Below are 18144 nucleotides of genomic sequence, written 5' to 3'. Positions count from 1 at the left end.
AACCGCGCACGGCCGGGACCATGCACGCGGCGTGAAGAACATGTGACACCGGCTACCGGATCCCCCCGCCCCGCCTGCCCCGCCCCACCCGCGTGCGGTCAGATCGTCGAGGTGTCGATGACGAAGCGGTAGCGGACGTCACCCGCCTGCACCCGCTCGTAGGCCTCGTTGACCTCCTCCGCGCGGATCACCTCGATGTCCGAGCCCAGGCCGTGCTCCGCGCAGAAGTCGAGCATCTCCTGGGTCTCGGCGATCCCGCCGATCATCGAACCGGCCAGGGTCCTGCGGCCGCCGATGACGGAGAACAGGTTGAACGAGACCGGCTCCTCCGGGGCGCCGACGTTCACCAGCGCGCCGTCCACCTTCAGCAGCCCCAGGTAGGAGTCGAGGCCGATCGGCGCGGAGACGGTGGACACGATCAGGTCGAAGCGCCCGGCCAGCTCGTCGAAGGTGGCCTCGTCGTTCGTGGCGTGGAAGTGGTCGGCGCCCAGGCGCAGCCCGTCCTCCTTCTTGCGCAGGGTCTGCGAGAGGACGGTGACCTCCGCGCCGAGCGCGTGGGCGATCTTGACGCCCATGTGGCCGAGGCCGCCGAGTCCGACGATCGCGACCTTCTTGCCGGGACCGGCCTTCCAGTGCTTGAGCGGGGAGTACAGGGTGATGCCGGCGCACAGCAGCGGGGCTGCGATGTCGAGGGCCAGGCCCTCGGGGATGCGGACGGTGTAGTTCTCGTCCACGACCACGTGGGTGGAGTAACCGCCGTACGTGGGCTCGCCGTTCTTGTCGAGGGCGTTGTACGTGCCGGTCATGCCCTTGGCGCAGAACTGCTCCTGGCCGGCGAGGCACTGCTCGCACTCGCGGCAGGAGTCCACGAAGCAGCCGACGCCGACGCGGTCGCCGACGGCGAACTTGGTGACTCCGGGGCCGACTTCGGTGACCACACCGGCGATCTCGTGGCCCGGGACCATCGGGTAGATGCCCTCGCCCCAGCCGTCGGTGACCTGGTGGATGTCGGAGTGGCAGATGCCGGCGAACTTGATGTCGATGAGTACGTCGTGCGCGCCGACCGGGCGGCGCGGGACGGTGATGCGCTCCAGCGGGGCCTTGGGTGCGGGGGCGGCGTAGGCGGCGACCTGGGTGACGGACACGGTGGGGCTCCTCGTAACGCGGTGCTGCTGTTCTTTCGGTGCCATCAGCCTGCCCGTCCGCGCGCCGCCTTCCCATCCCCCTGTCCTGCCTAGGACTGGCGAACCTAGTACTGGCGGGGTCAGGCTCAGACCCCCGTCCGGTACCCGCGCGCGGTGATACTGGGGTAATGGACCAGCTTGACCAACGTGCCGAACTCGGCGAATTCCTGCGTTCCCGCCGTGCCCGGCTGCGCCCGGAGGACGTGGGCCTGCCCGACTACGGGCGCCACCGCCGCGTCCCCGGGCTGCGCCGCGAGGAGCTGGCGCAGCTGGCGGGGGTCTCGGTGGCGTACTACACGCGGATGGAACAGGGCCACGGGCAGAACGTGTCCGCGGAGGTCCTCGACGCCATCGCGCGGGCGCTGCGCCTGGACGGCACGGAGCGCGAGCACCTGAGCCACCTCGCCGGCCCGCAGCCCCGCAAGCGCCGCCAGTCCCAGCGCGCGCAGCAGGTCCGGCCGGAGCTGCGGACGCTGCTGGACGCGATGGAGGGGGTGCCCGCGTACCTGGTCGGGCAGCGGCAGGACGTCATCGGCTGGAACCGGCTGGCGGCGGCGGTCTTCGGCGACTTCGGCGCGCTGCCCGCGCAGGAGCGCAACCTGGTGCGGCTGGTGTTCCTGGATCCGGCGACGGCCGATCTGTACGCGGACTGGGAGTGCCGGGCGTGCGAGGTGGTGAGCAACCTGCGCGTGTACGCGGGCCAGTTCCCCGACGACGAACGGCTGACGGCGCTGGTCGGTGAGCTGTCGGTGAAGAACGAGGAGTTCCGGCGGCTGTGGGCGGCCCACACGGTGGCGGACAACAAGATCCACGGCGTGAAGCGCCTGCGTCACCCGCTGGTGGGGGCGCTCAGCCTGTCCTTCGAGACCCTGGCCCTGCCGGGCGACCCGGCGATGTTCCTGGTCACCTACCACGCACCCCCCGGCTCCCCCTCGGCCGACGCCCTGCGCCTCCTGTCGTCCTGGTCGGCCACGCCGAGCACCCCGGCGCCGGCCGCTCCGGCCGCCCCCGCCGTCCCTCCGGGGACCGCTAGAGCGTGAGCTGGAAGTAGCCCGTCCCGCGCTCGCGCCGGTAGCCGAGGGCGGTGTTGACGTTGAGCATCGGGTTGTTGTCGTCCGCCACCGAGGTGTCGATGTGGCGCAGGGCCGGGTGGAGGTCGGCCGTGTGCGCGAGCATGCGGAGCTTGACCGCCCGGCCCAGCCCGTGGCCGCGGTGCGCGGGGGCTACCACCGTGTCGTACTGGAGGGCGCGCGGGCCGGCCGGATCGGGCAGGACCAGCTCCGTGTACGCCGCCACCTCGCCCTGAGGGGTGACCGCGGCAACCGTGGTCAGCGCGCCGCCCCGGGCCAGGACCAGCCGGTGGGCCGCGTGCAGGCGCTCCGCGGTCCAGGTCTGGACCCGCTGGTCGAGGTCCCCGCTCGGGGCGTCCTCCATGGCTCCGTGGGCCACGGCCGCCGCCTGCGCCCAGGCGTCGGGGACCAGGCCGGGCCAGCACAGCAGCTCGTAGCCGGGCGGGGCGGGGGTCGCGGCCGGGGCCTGGGCGCCGAACCGGGCGCGCGCCTCCCGTACGTCCTGGGCGTACCAGGCCATCGGCAGCAGGTTCTCGAAGCCCAGGGACTCCGCGAACGCCTGGCCGCCGCCGCCGAGGTCCACCTCCGCCGAGACCGAGGTCCGGCCCTGGGCGAGCAGCTCCGCCCGGACCCGCTGCCACAGGGCCGTGCCCACGCCCTTGCGGCGCGCGTCCGGCCGTACCGTCAGCAGGTCCAGGTGCGCGGTGTGGTCGTTGCTCCCGTCCGTGAACAGGAGCAGGGAGGCGACCGCCTCCCGCGACGCCCAGTGCACGGCCCGCCCGCGTGCGGGCGGCACCCGCAGCCGCCCGGCCACCTCCCCGCGGGAGGGTGGCGGCAGCTCGGGCAGGTCGGCCGTCCGGGCGGCGGTCAGGACCGCCCACCAGTCGTCCACCTCGGTGTCGGTCGCGGGTGCGGAGAGCTCGGTGATCATCGTCATCTTCGGACCATAAACCGGACACCGCCGCCCCGCACCACCCTTTCCGGCGGGGCCGGGACCGGGACCTGGGGCCGGGGGCCCGCGGCCTCAGGGGTTCTCGGTGATGGTCACCCTGCCCCGCCGGATCGTCGCCACGCGCGGTGCCCGCTTCGCCAGGGCGCTGTCGTGCGTGACCATGACGAAGGTCAGGCCGTGTTCCTTCCACATCCCTTCGAGCAGGTCCATGATCTCGTCGCGCATCGACTCGTCGAGGTTGCCGGTCGGCTCGTCGGCCAGCAGCACCTTCGGCCGCTTGACCAGCGCCCGCGCGATGGCCACACGCTGCTGCTGGCCGCCGGACATCTCCCCGGGCAGGTGGCCCGTCCGCTCTCCGAGGCCTACGGAGTCCAGCGCCTCGGCGGCCCGCTCACGGCGCTCGCGCGCCCCCAGTCCGAGCGGGACCAGGGCCGTCTCGACGTTCTCCTGCGCGGTGAGCGTCGGGATCAGGTTGAAGGACTGGAACACGAAGCCGATGTTCTCGGCCCGGACCCGGGTGAGGCGGGATTCGGAGACCGCGGCGAGGTCGAGGCCGTCGAGGACGACCTGGCCGGCCGTCGGCCGGTCGAGGGCGCCGAGCATCTGGAGCAGGGTGGACTTGCCGCCGCCGGTGGGCCCCTGGATGACGAGGCGGCCGCCGTCCTCGATGGTCAGGTCCACGCCGTCCAGCGCGTCGATGGATTCCTTGCCGCGCCGGTAGCGCTTGGTGACACCGGTGAGTTGGTACATCTCTGGTTCGTTCCCTCGGTTGCGGGGTGCGGGGCGGTGCGGGGCAGTGCGGGGCGCCGGATCGGCGCGCGGGTCATTCGACGCGGCGCAGGGCGTCCGCCGGCCGCAGCCGGGAGGCGCGCCAGCCGCCGAAGCCGCCGGCGATCAGTCCGCCCGCGATGGCGAGGGCGACGGCCAGGCCGATGGTGGAGAGCGAGACGGGCGCGGTGAGCGCGACGTCGAGGGCCTTGCCCGCGCCCTGGCGTGCGGCGCGCATCATGCCGCCGCCTCCGCCCGCGCCGCCGCCCTGGAAGCGGCCGCCGCCACCGCCACCGCCCGCGAGCTGCGCGGTGAGCTTGGGGCTGATCGCGGTGATGGCGTACGCGGCCCCGAGCCCGAGGCCGATCCCGAGCACTCCGCCGATCAGCCCGTTGACCAGGGCTTCTCCGGCGACCTGGCCGGTGACGCGGCCGCTCTTCCAGCCGAGCGCCTTCAGCGTGCCGAATTCGCGGACGCGCCGGGAGACCGCCGAGGAGGTCAGCAGACCGGCGACGAGGAAGGCCGCGAGGAGCACGGCGTACGAGAGCCACTTGCCGACGGTGGAGGCGAGGGAGGCGGCGGTCGAGAGCGAACCGGAGACCGTGTCGGCCAGATCGGCCGAGGTGGTGACGGTGGTGTCGGGCACGTTCTTCTGAATGGCCTGCTTGACCGAGGTGATCGCCTGGGAGTCCTTGGCCTGGACGTAGACCGTGGTGATCTTGTCCGGGGTCTCGGCGAGGGTCTGGGCCTGCTTGAGCGGGACGTAGACGTTGGCGGCGGCGTCCCCGCTGTCGGCGGTGGCGATGCCGACGACCTTGAACTTGGCGTTCTTGATGGTGATCTCGGAGTCCACGGCCAGCTTGTTCTTCGTGGCGTACGCGCTGTCGACGACGGCGACGGCCGTGTCGGTCTCCGCGGCCTCGAAGGTGCGGCCCGCGGTGATCTTGGAGGTGGTGAGCGGGCCCAGCTCGGGCCGCGTGACGTCCGCGCCGTAGACGGAGAAGGAGTTCACGTCGAAGTCGGCGCCGCCGCCCTCGACCTTGCCGGTCCCGCCCGCACCCGTACCGCCGCCGCCCGCACCGCCGCCCGTACCGCCGCCCGCGCCCGGCTTGGCGGCGCCCGTGCCGCCTCCCTCCGCGCGCTTGAACTCGCCGCGCCGGAACTGCCCGTTGACCTTCATCACCTGGAGGCTGAGCCCGCCGACGGCCTGCGCGACCCCGTCCTGCCCGGCGACCCGGCCCACGGTCGAGGCGTCGAGGGTCTGGAAGCCCTGCGGCATGACGAGGTCGCTGCTCTGGTCGGCTCCGGCGTTCGTGTCGCCCTCGCCCTTGGCGTCGAACTTGAACCGCGGCCGGGTCGCGCCGCCCTCGCCCGGCGGGGTCTGCGCCTTGGTGACGGTCATGTCCGTACCGAGGCCGTAGAGCGACTGGAGGACCTTGCCCTGCGCCTGCGCCATGCCCGCCGAGACGGAGTTGACGACGATGACGAGTGCGATGCCCAGGGCGAGTCCGGAGGCGACGACGAGCGCCGCCTTCCTGCGACGGCGCAACTCGCGCCGGAGATAGGTGAGGAACATGCGGCCGAAAGTAGGCGGCACCCGTGATCGAGGGGTAAGGCCGGGGTAAGAGTCGGATGAGAACGCGAACGGCGGGGAGCCCCCTGGTCGGGGCTCCCCGCCGTCGGGCGCGGGTCAGTTCTTGTACGTCAGACGGCCGAGCCCGCCTTCCAGTCCGCCCAGCTCATGTTCCAGCCGTTGAGGCCGTTGTCCGGCTTGATCGTCTTGTCCGGGGAGTTGACGACCGTGACGACGTCTCCGATGAGGGAGTTGTCGTAGAACCAGGCCGCCGGCTGGTTCGGGTCGTTCGCGCCCTTGGCGTCGTTGAGGCCGACACAGCCGTGGCTGGTGTTGACGCTGCCGAAGATCGAGTCGGAGCCCCAGTAGTTGCCGTGCACGAAGGTGCCGGAGTTCGACAGGCGCATCGCGTGCGGAACGTCCTTGATGTCGTACTCGCCCTTGCCGTCGTCGTCCGTGAAGCCGACGGTGGCGCCGTTCATCCGGGTCTCCTTGAACTTCTCGGAGATCACCATCTGGCCGTTGTAGGTCGGGTTCGCCGGGGAGCCCGCCGAGATCGGGATGGTCTTGAGGACCTCGCCGTCCCGTACGACCGTCATCTTCTTCGTCTTCGCGTCGACCGTGGAGACCTGGCTCCGGCCGATCTTGAAGGTGACGGTCTTGTTCTGCACGCCCTGGATGCCGGGGCCGCCCTGGACCCCGTCCAGCGCCAGCTTCAGCGTGACGGTGGAGTTCGCCGCCCAGTACTTGTCCGGGCGGAAGTCCAGCCGCTGGGTGCTGAACCAGTGGCCCACGACCTCCTGGCCGCTGCTGGAGGTGACCGTGATGCCCGCCTGGACGGCCTTCTTGTCCTTGATGGGCTTGTTGAAGGTGATCGAGACCGGCATGCCCACGCCGACGGTCTGGCCCTCGTCCGGGATGAACGAGCCGACGAAGCTGTTCTCCTGGGAGACGGTCGTGAAGGAGGCGTTCTCGTGCGCCTCGCGGCCCGCCTCGTCCTTCGCGACGGCCGACAGCGCGTACTTGGTGGAGCGCTTCAGCGCGCCGTCCGGCTTCCAGCTCTTGCCGTCGGCGGCTATCTTGCCCGCCACCGCCGCGCCCTCGGAGCTCTTCAGCTCGACGGCGGTGAGCGTGCCGTCGGTGACGGCGACGTTGGCCGCGTCGTTCAGGCCGACGTTGGTGGCGCCGTCCTTGGGAGTGATGGCTATTCGGGCCTTGGAGCTGTCCTTGGCCGCCGCCGCGTCGACATCGGCCTTGGCCGACGCCTCCCCGTTCGCCTTCGGTGCGTCCTTCGCGCCGTCGCTGCCCGCGTCATTGCATCCCGCGAGCACCAGTACGCCACCGAGTACGGCGGATATGGCCACCAGGGACCTTCTCCGACGCTTGCTGTCCGTCCTCACACGCCACTCCATCGTTGCAGGAACTCCCCGGACAGGGGGGAGTGACCCCCCTGCCTCCTTCCTGACAACGCGAGAACGCCCCGGATCGGATCCACATTCCGTTCGAATGTGGTCAACCCCACCGTCAGGCGTTGTCAGCCTCTTCTTCGAGGTCTCCATCTTCCTCGTCGATGTCCCACTCCATGGACTCGGGGTCGTATTCCACCGGCTCGCTGCTCCACGAAGCCTGTGCCAGTTCGATCCCGGGGATGCCCGCGACCAGGTCGGTCGGGTCCACCAAGTAGGCCAGAGCCTCCGATTCGTCCTCCCGGACCGCCGCCTCGGCGTGAGCGCGCTCCTCGTCCGGCATGAACTCGTCGGCCTTGATGTGCGCGAGGGCGGCTCCGGTCAACGCGTCGACGTCCGGCACCTCCAGTACCAAATCCACCCGAAGTCGTACGTATCGTGATGTCTCAGAAGAGTTCATACGACGGAGAGTAATCCTGCCGCAGCCCCGGGTTTCCCACGACCCGCCCGGACCCCACAGGGCCTTCTCCGCCGGACGGAACTCCGGTGGAGGACGGATGTAGCATCACTCCACACGGCCAATTCGCTGCTGCCACAAGGGGGATCGCACCGTGTCCGCACGACGATCGACGCTCACCGCCCTCGGGGCGACCACCCTCCTCGCCGCCCTCTGGTTCGTCCCCTCGGCCAACGCCACAGCGCCGGGCCACGCGAGCGGCGCCGCAGCGCCCGCCGCGGCCGGATCGCAGGTCCGGGCCGAGGCCGTCACTGCGCTCTCGGCCGCGGAGACCCCCCTCGCACTCGCCGACACGGGCGGCGTCGACACCACCCCCTACCTGCTGGGCGGCACGCTCTGCCTCGGCCTCGGGGCCGGCTTCGTCACCTTCTCGGTGCGCCGCTCGCGCACGGCCTAGTGGCCGACACGGCACCGGTGGCTCCCGGGGCGGCTCGAAGGCCGCCCCTTCGGGCACGCACCCGTGCGGCGGCGGTGGCGGCTGCCGGGCTGACCGTCGGCGCGGGGCTCGGGCTCAGGGCCGTGGCGGCCGGGGACGTGGCCAAGTACGGCGGCGACGCGCTGTACACCGTCCTGATCCTCACCCTCGTCGTCGCGGTCGCCCCGCGGGTGTCGCCCGCCAGGGCCGCCGCAATCGCGCTGGCCGCCAGCTGGGCGGTCGAATTCCTCCAGCTCGGCCCGGTGCCGGCGGAGCTCTCCCGGCGCAGCGCGCTCGCCCGTCTCGTGCTCGGTTCCACCTTCAACGCGCCCGACCTGTACTGGTACGCGGTCGGCGCCGGAGCGGGCTGGCTCGTCCACACCGCGCTGCGCCGGGCGCGGCGCCGCTTCGGCGACGGGGCGGCCTGAGCCCGCGCGGAAATGTGCGTACGCACCCGCCCGCGTACGGGAACGGGCCGCGCCCGGGGTCCTCGCCCCGGGCACGGCCCGTTCCCTCATGCGTTACGCGTGCCTCGGACCATTCAGGCCAGCGGGCCCGTCACGGACTCCACCGCGTCCACCAGACCGCCGGAGCGGACGAAGGCGTCCGAGGCTGCCAGGTCGGGGGCGAGGAAGCGGTCCGGCCCGGGACCCTCCACGCCCGCGGCACGCGCGGCCGCGATGGCGGCCAGGCTGGCCGGAGCCGCGGTGAGCCCGTGGCGCAGCTCGATGGCGCGGGTGGCCGCGTACATCTCGATCGCGATGATCCGGGTCAGGTTGTCGACGGCGGTACGGAGCTTGCGCGCGGCCGACCACCCCATGGAGACGTGGTCCTCCTGCATGGCGGAGGAGGGGATCGAGTCGGCGGAGGCCGGGACCGCGAGCCGCTTCATCTCGCTGACCAGAGCGGCCTGCGTGTACTGGGCGATCATCAGCCCGGAGTCCACGCCGGCGTCGTCCGCGAGGAACGGCGGCAGGCCGTGGCTGCGGTTCTTGTCGAGGAGGCGGTCGGTGCGGCGCTCGGCGATGGAGCCGAGGTCGGCGGCGGCGATGGCCAGGAAGTCCAGGACGTACGCGACCGGGGCGCCGTGGAAGTTGCCGTTCGACTCCACCCGGCCGTCGGGCAGGACCACCGGGTTGTCCACGGCGGAGGCCAGCTCGCGGGAGGCGACCAGGGCGGCGTGCGTCATGGTGTCGCGGCCCGCGCCGGCCACCTGCGGGGCGCAGCGCACGGAGTAGGCGTCCTGGACGCGCGGGGCGGACTCCTCCTGGAAGTGCCCGATGAGCCCGGAGCCCTTGAGGACGGCGGCCATGTTGGCGGCGGAGGCGCCCTGGCCGGGGTGCGGGCGGATCGCGTGCAGCTCGGGCTGGAGGACCTTGTCCGTGCCGAGCAGCGCCTCCATGGTCAGCGCGGCGGTGATGTCGGCGGAGGTGAACAGCTTGCCGAGGTCGGCGAGGGCCATGCACAGCATGCCGAGCATGCCGTCGGTGCCGTTGAGGAGGGCGAGGCCCTCCTTCTCGCGGAGCTCCACGGGCGTGATCCCGGCCTCGGCGAGCAGCTCTCCGGCCGGCCGGACGGTCCCGTCGGGGCCCTCGGCGTCGCCCTCGCCCATCAGGGCCAGTGCACAGTGCGAGAGCGGGGCGAGGTCTCCGGAGCAGCCGAGGGAGCCGTACTCGTGGACGACCGGGGTGATCCCGGCGTTGAGCACGTCGGCCATGGTCTGGGCGACGGACGGCCGGACGCCGGTGTGCCCGGAGGCGACGGTCTTCAGCCGCAGGAACATCAGCGCGCGCACGACCTCCCGCTCGACGCGCGGGCCCATGCCGGCGGCGTGCGAGCGGACGATGTTGCGCTGGAGCTGCGCGCGCAGTTCGGGGCTGATGTGCCGGGAGGCGAGCGCCCCGAAACCGGTGGACACCCCGTAGACGGGTTCGGGCTTGGCGGCGAGGGCGTCCACGATCTCGCGGGCGCGACCGAGGGCTTCCACGGCTTCGGCGGAAAGCTCGACGCGGGCGTTGCCCCGAGCGACGGCGATCACGTCCTCGGCGGTGGTCCCGGACGTTCCCACCACGACAGTGTGCATATCCATATTCAGCACCCTACGGACTGAATCCCTTCATGTCACTAGCCGCCCGGCCGGGGGTCACCAACACCACTCCGTCCGCCACCGCGCGGACTACGCCCGCCCCCGGAACCGGCGGCGTTCGGCCGGGTCCTGCGGGGCCGCGTCCGCCAGCCGGACCACGGCCGTGTCTCGGCCCGCCACCACGGGCTTGGGCGAGCGCGCCGCCTTCGCCTTGTACTGGGCCGCGTCCGCCAGCCGGAACAGCCGCCGCGAGGACTTGACCGGCCCGATCGGGTCCCCGGTCGAGGCGACTCCGCACGCGACCCCGTCGCCCAGCTCCAGCTCGGCGGCCCGCAGGCACACCTCCTCGGTGACCCGCACCACTTCGTCCGCCGAGGGGCCCGCACTGACCAGGCAGAACTCGTCCCCGCCCAGCCGGGCGACGAGCGCGCCCGGGAGCATCGCCCCGCACCGGCTGAGGACGGAGCCGAAGCGCTCCAGCAGCCGGTCGCCCATGGCGTGACCGAGGGTGTCGTTGACCTTCTTGAGGCCGTTCAGGTCACAGACCACCAGGCTGACCACGGTCCGCGCCCCGCTCCGGCGGTGTTCCTCCAGCGCTTCGTCGAGCCGCATGTCCACGGCCCGCCGGTTGGCCAGACCCGTCAGCGGATCGGTGAAGGCGAGCCGCCGGGCCTCCTCCAGCCGGTCGTTCTGCGCGAGCCCGGCCGCCACCACCGCGGCGAGGACCGTCGCGAACTCCGCGTCCTCCTCGTCGAAGTCCGGCAGCCCCTCGTCCCGCGCGACGTACAGCTCCCCCCAGGCCCGGCCGCTCAGCACGATGGGCGCGACCACGCAGGTCCCGCGGCCGCGGCGGCGCAGCACCTCGCCGCGGCTCCCGGGCCGGTCGCCGACGGCGGTCTCCACCCAGGCGTGGGGACCGCCGCCGCCCGCCCAGCGTTCGTGGAGGAACTCGGTGATCTCGGGGAAGTCGTGCACGGGGTAGGACTCGTCCTCGGGGAACTCCTCCTCCCCCGCCCGGCGCTCGCCCTCGTTCACGAGGACCCGCAGCCGCCCCCGCTCGCGCTCCCACGCCGAGATCGCGGCGAAGGAGCCGTCCATCGCCAGCCTCGCCCCCCGCGCCGCGGCCCGCACACTGTCCCGCGGCGCGCACGCGGCCGCCATGGCCTGCGCGAGGCCCACGACGGCTCGCAGCCGTCCATCAACACCCATCACCCCAGGTTAGGGGGTTTGTCCGATTTAGTGACAATTGGCACGACATTCAGTGCCCTCAAGATCACGGGCGGTGACGGGTCGGGGGCCCCGCCCCGATCCCCCGAAGTCGCACGGGGACGGGGCCGCACGAGGTCACACGAGGTCACGCGGGGTCACACGAGGTCACGCGGGGTCACACGGGGTCACGCGGGGTCACACCCCGGCCAGGCCGGCTTCCGCTTCTCGTTGAACGCCGCGACGCCCTCCGCCCGGTCCCCCGAGAAGGCCACCGCGCGCCACGCCGCGTCCTCGATCTCCAGACCGGCCGTCAGGTCCATCCCGTGCCCGAGCCGCAGCGCCCGCTTCGCCGCCCGCAGCCCGACCGGGGAGTTCGCCGCCATCCGCCCGGCCAGCTCCAGTGCCGCCCCGCGCACCGAGCCCGTCGGGACCACCGAGTCCACCAGCCCCAGGGCGAGCGCCTCCGCGGCCTCCACCCGGCGGGCCGTGAAGATCAGCTCCGCGGCCCTCGCCGCACCCACCCGCCGCGGCAGCAGCTGCGTGCCGCCGCCGCCCGGGATCACGCCGACCGACACCTCGGGCAGACCCACCACGGCCGTCTCGTCGGCCACGATGACGTCGCAGGCCAGCGCCAGCTCGAAGCCGCCGCCCAGGGCGAAGCCGTGGACCGCCGCGATCGTCGGCATCGGCAGCTCCAGCACGCCCCCGTACGCGCCCCGCGTGGTAGGCCGCTGGCGCACTAGATCGGCGTCCGACAGGGAGTTGCGCTCCTTGAGGTCCGCGCCGACGCAGAAGGCCCGCTCGGCGGCCGAGGAGAGCACGACGACCCGTACCGACGCGTCGGCCGCGAGCGCGGCGCACGCGGCGCCGATGGCCCGCGCCATGTCCGTGGACACCGCGTTCATCGCCTTCGGCCGGTCCAGGACCAGCTCGGCGACCCCGTCCGCGTGCCGGCGCACCTCCACGAACTCGGACACGGACGCGGACGCGACCTCGGACACAGACGCAGACTCGGACACAGGGCGGCCCTCCCGGTTAACGAACGTTACGTCGGGATCTTAGGCTTCCGTCGCGTCAGCGACCAGGGCTCCACCACGCCCAGCCCGCGCACCGGGCGCTGCCACATCGGCTGGAGCGCGAAGCGGTACGAGCCGCCGCCCTCCTCGGCTTCGGCTTCCTTCTCCGACACCGGCGCCGCGCCCGTGCGGCCGAGCTCCTCGGCCATCGCACCGTCCACCAGGACCGCGTCCTTGGGGGCTATGGAGGTCAGCCTCGAGGCCAGGTTCACCGTGGTCCCGAAGACGTCGCCCATCCTGGTCGTCACGGTCCCGAAGGCGATGCCCACGCGCAGCTCCGGCATCTGCGGGTCGGCTTCCATCGTCTCGATCAGCCGCAGCGCGATCTCCGCCGCCGTCGCCGCGTCGTCGGCGCAGTACAGCACCTCGTCGCCCAGGGTCTTGATCAGCCGGCCGCCGTGCGCGGCCACCAGGTCCGCCGAGGTGGTCTCGAAGGATTCGACCAGCTCGCCGAGCTCCTCCTCCTCCAGCCGGCGCGTGAGGCGGGTGAAGCCCACCAGGTCCGCGAAGCCCACCGCGAGCCGCCGGTCGACCATCTCCTCGTCGTCGGCCACCTGCACGACCCGTCCGGTCGCGGCCGCCAGCTGGCGCCGCCACACGTAGACGAGGAACTCCTCCAGCTCCGGCAGCAACAGCTCGACCAGCGGGTACGTGACCTCCGTGCGGGTCATCCCCGGCTCCGGGGGCTCGGTCAGCCCCTCCAGGAAGGAGTCGATCTGCCATTCGGCCAGCCGTGCGGTGGTCTGCCCGGTGGAACGGGCCACCTGCACCGCCATCGGCTCGGACAGCAGCCCGGCCTCGACCAGACCGGCGAGGCGCCGCAGCGCCAGTACGTCCGCCTCCGTCAGGGCCTTGGCCTGGCCGATGTCCGCGAAACCCATCGCCCGCCAGAAGCGGGAGGCGAGCTCCATCGAGACCCCGGCGCTGCGGGCCGCCTGGAAGGGGGTGTACCGGCGCTCGGCGCCCAGGATCAGCTGCTCCAGGCGGATGGCGAGCGGGTCGGCCGTCGGCTGCGCCGTGTGGTCGACCTCGTGGTGGGGAGTGTGCTGGTCCCGCCCGATCGGGGTGGCCGGGCTGCCCTGGCCGGGCGCACCGCCGGCCGCCGCTCCGGGGGCGGTCGCGGAGGCGGGCGCGCTGGAGTGCGGGTCGTCGACGGTCAAGGGCCGCCTCCTGTCCATTCCGTGCGCACTGCCGAACCGGTTGATCACCGCGAGGACCGGGATCGCCTAAACCATACGGCAGGTGTGCCGTAGCTCACTCCCCTACTCCGTCACTCCGCCGACCGGCGCGGCTACCGGACCGACCGCAGGTGGACGACGTCCCCGGCTCCCACGGCTTCGTGCCGTCCCTCGGCCGTCCGCACGACGAGCCTGCCGTCCGCGTCCACCGCTTCGGCCGTCCCGGTGAGGGTGCGCCCGCCGGGCAGCTCGGCGCGCACGTGCTTGCCGAGGGTGGCGCAGCCCGCCGCGTAGGTCTCCTGCAGTCCGCTGGCCGCCGGATCCCCGCCGGCCGCGCGCCAGCGCCCGTACCACTGCTCCAGCGAGCGCAGTACGGCCTTGAGGAGCGGGTCCCGGTCGGTGACGGAGGCCTTGGCGAGCAGCAGCGACCCGGCGGTTTCCACCGGCAGCTCCTCGTCGGTCAGCGTCACGTTGAGCCCGATCCCGACGACGACCCCGTCGCCGACCCGCTCGGCGAGGATCCCGCCGGTCTTGCGCTCCTCGCCGTCCACGGTGACCAGCAGGTCGTTGGGCCACTTGAGGCCGGTGTCCACCCCGGCGGCCTGCGAGAGCCCGGTCGCGGTGGCCACCCCGGCCAGCAGCGTCAGCCACCCCCACCGCTCCTGCGGCACGTCCGGCCCCGGCTTGAGCAGTACGGAGAAGAACAGCCCCGAGCGCGGGGGCGCGACCCAGCTCCGGTCGAGCCGCCCGCGCCCGGCGGTCTGCTCCTCGGCGACGAGCACGGCCCCCTCGGGCAGCTTCCCGGCCTGGGCGGCGAGATCGCTGTTGGTCGAACCGGTGGCGGCCACCACCTCCAGCGAGGTCCACAGCCCTTCCTCGGTCACGAGGCCCCGCCGCAGCACGGCGGCGTTCAGGGGCGGCCGGTCAAGGCTCGACCAGCGGCCCGCGGAAGCAGAAGCGTCTGATGGCATCGGGATTCCCCTCATGTGGCGGCCCCGGCCTTCAGACCGGGAGGAAGCACGTCATCGGCCGGTCGTTCGAAGCGGTCGTCCAAGCTCCGTGATCACCCTACCGACGGCCCGGGCCGCGGAGCCGTCACGACCGCTGCGGCGCGTGCGTCCGCCAGGGTGAGGGAGCGCGTGAGGGAGCGTTCCCCTAAGGGGGGCGGCGAGACCAGGCAACCCAGATCCGGTGTGTCAAACGCCGCACTGCCGAGCGCCATGCCCGCCGATACGCTACGCACCAGTAGCCAGTAGTAGTCAGTGAATTGCCAGGCAGTTGACACCACGCAGGGAGCCGCGACCCCGATGTCACAACCGTCAGAGCCGATCGACATGCACACCACCGCGGGGAAGATCGCGGATCTGCAGCGCCGCATCGAGGAAGCCACCCATGCCGGATCCAGCCGGGCGGTGGAGAAGCAGCACGCCAAGGGGAAGCTGACGGCGCGTGAGCGGGTGGCCCTGCTGCTGGACGAGGGGTCCTTCGTCGAGCTCGACGAGTTCGCCCGGCACCGTTCGACCAACTTCGGCCTGGAGAAGACCCGGCCCTACGGGGACGGGGTCGTCACCGGCTACGGCACCGTCGACGGCCGGCCCGTCGCCGTGTTCTCGCAGGACTTCACCGTCTTCGGCGGGGCCCTCGGCGAGGTCTACGGCCAGAAGATCATGAAGGTCATGGACTTCGCGCTGAAGACCGGCTGCCCGCTGGTCGGGATCAACGACTCCGGCGGCGCCCGCATCCAGGAGGGTGTCAGCGCGCTGGGCATGTACGGCGAGATCTTCCGCCGCAACGTGCACGCCTCCGGGGTGATCCCGCAGATCAGCCTGGTCGTCGGGCCCTGTGCCGGCGGAGCCGTGTACTCCCCCGCGATCACCGACTTCACGGTGATGGTCGACCAGACCTCGCACATGTTCATCACCGGCCCCGACGTCATCAAGACGGTCACCGGCGAGGACGTCGGCTTCGAGGAGCTGGGCGGGGCGCGCACGCACAACAGCACGTCAGGCGTCGCGCACCACATGGCGGGTGACGAGAAGGACGCCATCGAGTACGTGAAGTCGCTCCTCTCCTACCTCCCCTCGAACAACCTCTCCGAGCCCCCCGCGTTCCCGGAGGAGGCCGACACCGAGGTCAGCGACTGGGACCGCGAGCTCGACGTCCTGATCCCGGACAGCGCGAACCAGCCGTACGACATGCACACCGTCATCGAGCACGTCCTCGACGAGGCGGAGTTCCTGGAGACGCAGTCGCTGTTCGCTCCGAACATCCTCACCGGCTTCGGCCGCGTCGAAGGCCACCCGGTCGGGGTCGTCGCCAACCAGCCGATGCAGTTCGCCGGCTGTCTGGACATCGACGCCTCCGAAAAGGCCGCGCGCTTCGTACGGACCTGCGACGCCTTCAACATCCCGGTGCTGACCTTCGTCGACGTACCGGGCTTCCTGCCGGGCACCGACCAGGAGTACAACGGAATCATCAGGCGCGGCGCCAAGCTGATCTACGCGTACGCCGAGGCCACCGTCCCCCTGATCACGGTCATCACCCGCAAGGCCTTCGGCGGCGCCTACGACGTCATGGGCTCCAAGCACCTGGGCGCCGACCTGAACCTCGCCTGGCCGACCGCGCAGATCGCCGTCATGGGCGCGCAGGGCGCGGTCAACATCCTGCACCGCCGGGCGATCGCCGAAGCGGAGGAGGCGGGCAACGCCGAGGAGACGCGGGCGCGGCTCATCGCCGAGTACGAGGACGCGCTGCTGAACCCGTACACGGCCGCCGAGCGCGGTTACATCGACGCGGTGACCATGCCGTCCGAGACCCGGGCGCACGTGGTGAAGGGGCTGCGCCAGCTGCGCACCAAGCGGGAGTCCCTGCCCCCGAAGAAGCACGGCAACATCCCCCTCTAGGCCCTAGGAGGGCAGTCCTGTGGTGATCAAGGTCGTCAAGGGGAACCCGACCCCCGAGGAGCTGGCCGCCGCACTGGCGGTGGTCCAAGCGCGCGCCGCGGCACTGGCGTCGGTGCCGTCGGGCGCGCGCAGGCCGGCCGACGCGTGGTCGGCCCCGGGCCGGGTGGCGCGGCGGACGCTGCCGCAGCCGGGGCCGGGCGCGTGGGGCCGTACGTACTGGCCCGGACAGGGCTGAGTCCGGTGCGGAGCTGAGTCCGGTGCGGAGCTGAAGATGGCGTGAACGCACGGTGGCGCCTGAGTACCCGTACTCAGGCGCCACTGCCGTCCCCGGGGCCAGGATCGGGGCATGCTCTGGTCAGACCCGAAGAACGAGCCGCCCAAGGACATGCGCGACGCACAGGCGATGGTCCGGCGGATGACCGTGATCGTCGTCCTCGCGATGCTCGTCGTGGTGTACGTGCTGGGCGTGGGCTTCTAGACCGTCGTCCCTTTCGGAGGTGCCGCGGTCCCGCCCTACGATGACGGGCATGACTGCCGAAGCCCGCCACGCCCTCGTCCTCGCCTCCGCCTCGCCCGCCCGGCTGAACCTGCTGCGGCAGGCCGGGCTCGCCCCGCACGTGATCGTCAGCGGGTTCGACGAGGACGCCGTCACCGCCGACTCCCCCGCCGAACTGGCCCTCGCGCTGGCCGAGGCCAAGGCCGCCGTCGTGGCGGCCCAGGAGGAGGCGGCGGGCGCCCTGGTGATCGGCTGCGACTCCGTGCTGGAGCTCGACGGCGAGGCGCTGGGCAAGCCGGCGGACTCCGAGGAGGCAACGGCCCGCTGGAAGTCGATGCGCGGGCGCGCCGGGGTGCTGCGCACCGGGCACTGCGTGATCGACACCGCGACCGGGCGTCAGGTTTCGGCCACGGCCTCCACGACGGTCCGCTTCGGCGAGCCTTCGGACGCGGAGGTGGCGGCGTACGTGGCGAGCGGGGAACCGCTGCACGTGGCCGGAGCGTTCACCCTGGACGGGCTGTCGGCGCCGTTCATCGAGGGCATCGACGGGGATCACGGCAATGTGATCGGGATCTCCATGCCGCTGCTGCGCTCGCTGCTGGCCGAACTGGGCGTGTCGATCACGGACTTGTGGGCTTGACGTCTCCGAAGTCCCCGAAGTCCCCGAGCAGCGGCGGACCCGGCGGCGTGTCCTGCACGTCGTCGGCCGCCGCCCCGCCGGCCTCGTCGGCCCTGCCGGCCTCGTCGGCGGAGCCGCTGCCGGCCGCGCCCTTGGCCGCGTAGAGCGTCAGGCTCAGTACCAGCAGGCACAGGATCGCCATCATCACCGCGAAGGCGCCCCAGCCGACCAGCCCGACGACCAGGGCGCCGAGCAGGCCGTGGACGACGGCGGCGGTCACGAGGACCACGCGGGCGAAGGCGCCGGGGGCCCGGTCCCGGATCGCCGCGACGGCGAGGAGGACGGCGCAGAGCAGCAGGAAGCCGCCCATGCCGGCACCCAGCGCGTAGGTTGCCTTGGACATGACATCCGGATCCATGCCCGCTATGGACATCGACTGGTTCTCGGTGGTCCGTCCCAGGACGATGTGGACGAAAACGAGCACCGCCGCTTCCACGACGAGTACGACCGCGGTCGTTCCGGCCACGGATCTCCGCAGCACCACCCCACCCGCACCAGCCACGACGCCCCCATCCCCCACACGCACAAGCCCGTTCGACGCCTGGAGGCTACTAACGGGTAAACCTGCGGACAAGGGGCCGGGTCACCTTCGTTGCCATGGGAAGGCCGGACGGTGTCCGCGCGGTACTCCG

General features: G+C 72.3%; 19 protein-coding genes. 7 read left to right on the top strand and 12 right to left on the bottom strand.

Annotated features, from left to right (window positions below; genetic code table 11):
* Positions 1–98 precede the first annotated feature (98 nt).
* Positions 99–1190 carry an NAD(P)-dependent alcohol dehydrogenase gene (locus AC3IYJ_RS24610; protein WP_489396914.1) on the bottom strand — a complete coding sequence of 364 codons (1092 nt, stop codon included), beginning with the start codon at positions 1188–1190 and terminating at the stop codon, positions 99–101.
* A 122-nt stretch (positions 1191–1312) separates the two neighbouring features.
* Between AC3IYJ_RS24610 and AC3IYJ_RS24605 the strand changes: the two genes are divergently transcribed.
* Positions 1313–2224 (top strand): helix-turn-helix transcriptional regulator, encoded by a 912-nt coding sequence (locus AC3IYJ_RS24605; RefSeq protein ID WP_489396913.1) that lies wholly within the window; start codon positions 1313–1315, stop codon positions 2222–2224.
* Here AC3IYJ_RS24605 and AC3IYJ_RS24600 read toward each other — a convergent pair.
* The 5 genes from AC3IYJ_RS24600 to AC3IYJ_RS24580 all read right to left on the bottom strand — a co-directional run bounded on the left by AC3IYJ_RS24600 (position 2214) and on the right by AC3IYJ_RS24580 (position 7413).
* Positions 2214–3191 (bottom strand): GNAT family N-acetyltransferase, encoded by a 978-nt coding sequence (locus AC3IYJ_RS24600; protein ID WP_489396912.1) that lies wholly within the window; start codon positions 3189–3191, stop codon positions 2214–2216. The genes AC3IYJ_RS24605 and AC3IYJ_RS24600 overlap by 11 nt on opposite strands.
* An 87-nt stretch (positions 3192–3278) precedes the next feature.
* Positions 3279–3956: an ABC transporter ATP-binding protein gene (locus AC3IYJ_RS24595; protein WP_489396911.1), complete on the bottom strand. Its 678-nt coding sequence runs from the start codon at positions 3954–3956 to the stop codon at positions 3279–3281.
* A 73-nt stretch (positions 3957–4029) separates the two neighbouring features.
* Complete coding sequence (locus AC3IYJ_RS24590) at positions 4030–5550, bottom strand: ABC transporter permease (RefSeq protein ID WP_489396910.1); 1521 nt, start codon at positions 5548–5550, stop codon at positions 4030–4032.
* Between the two features lie 128 nt (positions 5551–5678).
* Positions 5679–6959: a L,D-transpeptidase gene (locus AC3IYJ_RS24585; protein ID WP_489396909.1), complete on the bottom strand. Its 1281-nt coding sequence runs from the start codon at positions 6957–6959 to the stop codon at positions 5679–5681.
* 112 nt (positions 6960–7071) lie between these two features.
* On the bottom strand, positions 7072–7413 hold the full coding sequence (locus AC3IYJ_RS24580; RefSeq protein WP_489396908.1) for a hypothetical protein: 342 nt from the start codon (positions 7411–7413) through the stop codon (positions 7072–7074).
* A gap of 151 nt (positions 7414–7564) precedes the next feature.
* Between AC3IYJ_RS24580 and AC3IYJ_RS24575 the strand changes: the two genes are divergently transcribed.
* Positions 7565–7867, top strand: coding sequence for a hypothetical protein (locus AC3IYJ_RS24575; RefSeq protein ID WP_489396907.1), 303 nt, complete (start codon positions 7565–7567; stop codon positions 7865–7867).
* 74 nt (positions 7868–7941) lie between these two features.
* Complete coding sequence (locus AC3IYJ_RS24570) at positions 7942–8313, top strand: ribosomal maturation YjgA family protein (RefSeq protein WP_489396906.1); 372 nt, start codon at positions 7942–7944, stop codon at positions 8311–8313.
* A gap of 113 nt (positions 8314–8426) precedes the next feature.
* Here AC3IYJ_RS24570 and hutH read toward each other — a convergent pair whose 3' ends face one another.
* From hutH to AC3IYJ_RS24545, 5 genes are all read right to left on the bottom strand, one after another.
* The gene (gene hutH, locus AC3IYJ_RS24565) at positions 8427–9968 is read right to left on the bottom strand and encodes a histidine ammonia-lyase (RefSeq protein WP_489402912.1); all 1542 of its coding nucleotides are present in this window, start codon (positions 9966–9968) and stop codon (positions 8427–8429) included.
* Between the two features lie 93 nt (positions 9969–10061).
* Positions 10062–11180, bottom strand: a complete 1119-nt coding sequence (locus AC3IYJ_RS24560; RefSeq protein ID WP_489396905.1) for a GGDEF domain-containing protein — start codon at positions 11178–11180, stop codon at positions 10062–10064.
* A gap of 185 nt (positions 11181–11365) precedes the next feature.
* Positions 11366–12181 (bottom strand): enoyl-CoA hydratase/isomerase family protein, encoded by an 816-nt coding sequence (locus AC3IYJ_RS24555; protein ID WP_489396904.1) that lies wholly within the window; start codon positions 12179–12181, stop codon positions 11366–11368.
* A gap of 44 nt (positions 12182–12225) precedes the next feature.
* Positions 12226–13416, bottom strand: a complete 1191-nt coding sequence (locus AC3IYJ_RS24550; protein ID WP_489396903.1) for an adenylate/guanylate cyclase domain-containing protein — start codon at positions 13414–13416, stop codon at positions 12226–12228.
* A 131-nt stretch (positions 13417–13547) separates the two neighbouring features.
* Entirely contained in the window at positions 13548–14405 is an 858-nt protein-coding gene (locus AC3IYJ_RS24545; protein ID WP_489396902.1) for a biotin--[acetyl-CoA-carboxylase] ligase, read from the bottom strand.
* Positions 14406–14741: 336 nt separating this feature from the next.
* On the opposite strand from AC3IYJ_RS24545, the gene AC3IYJ_RS24540 reads away from it, so the two are divergent.
* From AC3IYJ_RS24540 to AC3IYJ_RS24525, 4 genes are all read left to right on the top strand, one after another.
* Entirely contained in the window at positions 14742–16337 is a 1596-nt protein-coding gene (locus AC3IYJ_RS24540) for an acyl-CoA carboxylase subunit beta (protein ID WP_489396901.1), read from the top strand.
* Positions 16338–16359: 22 nt separating this feature from the next.
* Positions 16360–16572 carry an acyl-CoA carboxylase epsilon subunit gene (locus AC3IYJ_RS24535; RefSeq protein ID WP_489402911.1) on the top strand — a complete coding sequence of 71 codons (213 nt, stop codon included), beginning with the start codon at positions 16360–16362 and terminating at the stop codon, positions 16570–16572.
* 111 nt (positions 16573–16683) lie between these two features.
* A complete protein-coding gene (gene mmpB, locus AC3IYJ_RS24530; RefSeq protein WP_489396900.1) occupies positions 16684–16815 on the top strand; it encodes a morphogenic membrane protein MmpB in 132 nt (43 codons plus the stop codon).
* Positions 16816–16864: 49 nt separating this feature from the next.
* Positions 16865–17473 (top strand): Maf family protein, encoded by a 609-nt coding sequence (locus tag AC3IYJ_RS24525; protein WP_489396899.1) that lies wholly within the window; start codon positions 16865–16867, stop codon positions 17471–17473.
* Here AC3IYJ_RS24525 and AC3IYJ_RS24520 read toward each other — a convergent pair.
* A complete protein-coding gene (locus tag AC3IYJ_RS24520) occupies positions 17454–17978 on the bottom strand; it encodes a hypothetical protein (RefSeq protein ID WP_489396898.1) in 525 nt (174 codons plus the stop codon). The two genes, AC3IYJ_RS24525 and AC3IYJ_RS24520, sit on opposite strands and share 20 nt — an antisense overlap.
* Positions 17979–18144 lie beyond the last annotated feature (166 nt).

It is taken from the genome of Streptomyces sp. GL_140 (assembly GCF_057834465.1).
The sequence above is the reverse complement of the archived record's forward strand: the minus strand, read 5'-3'. Positions and strand labels throughout refer to the sequence as shown.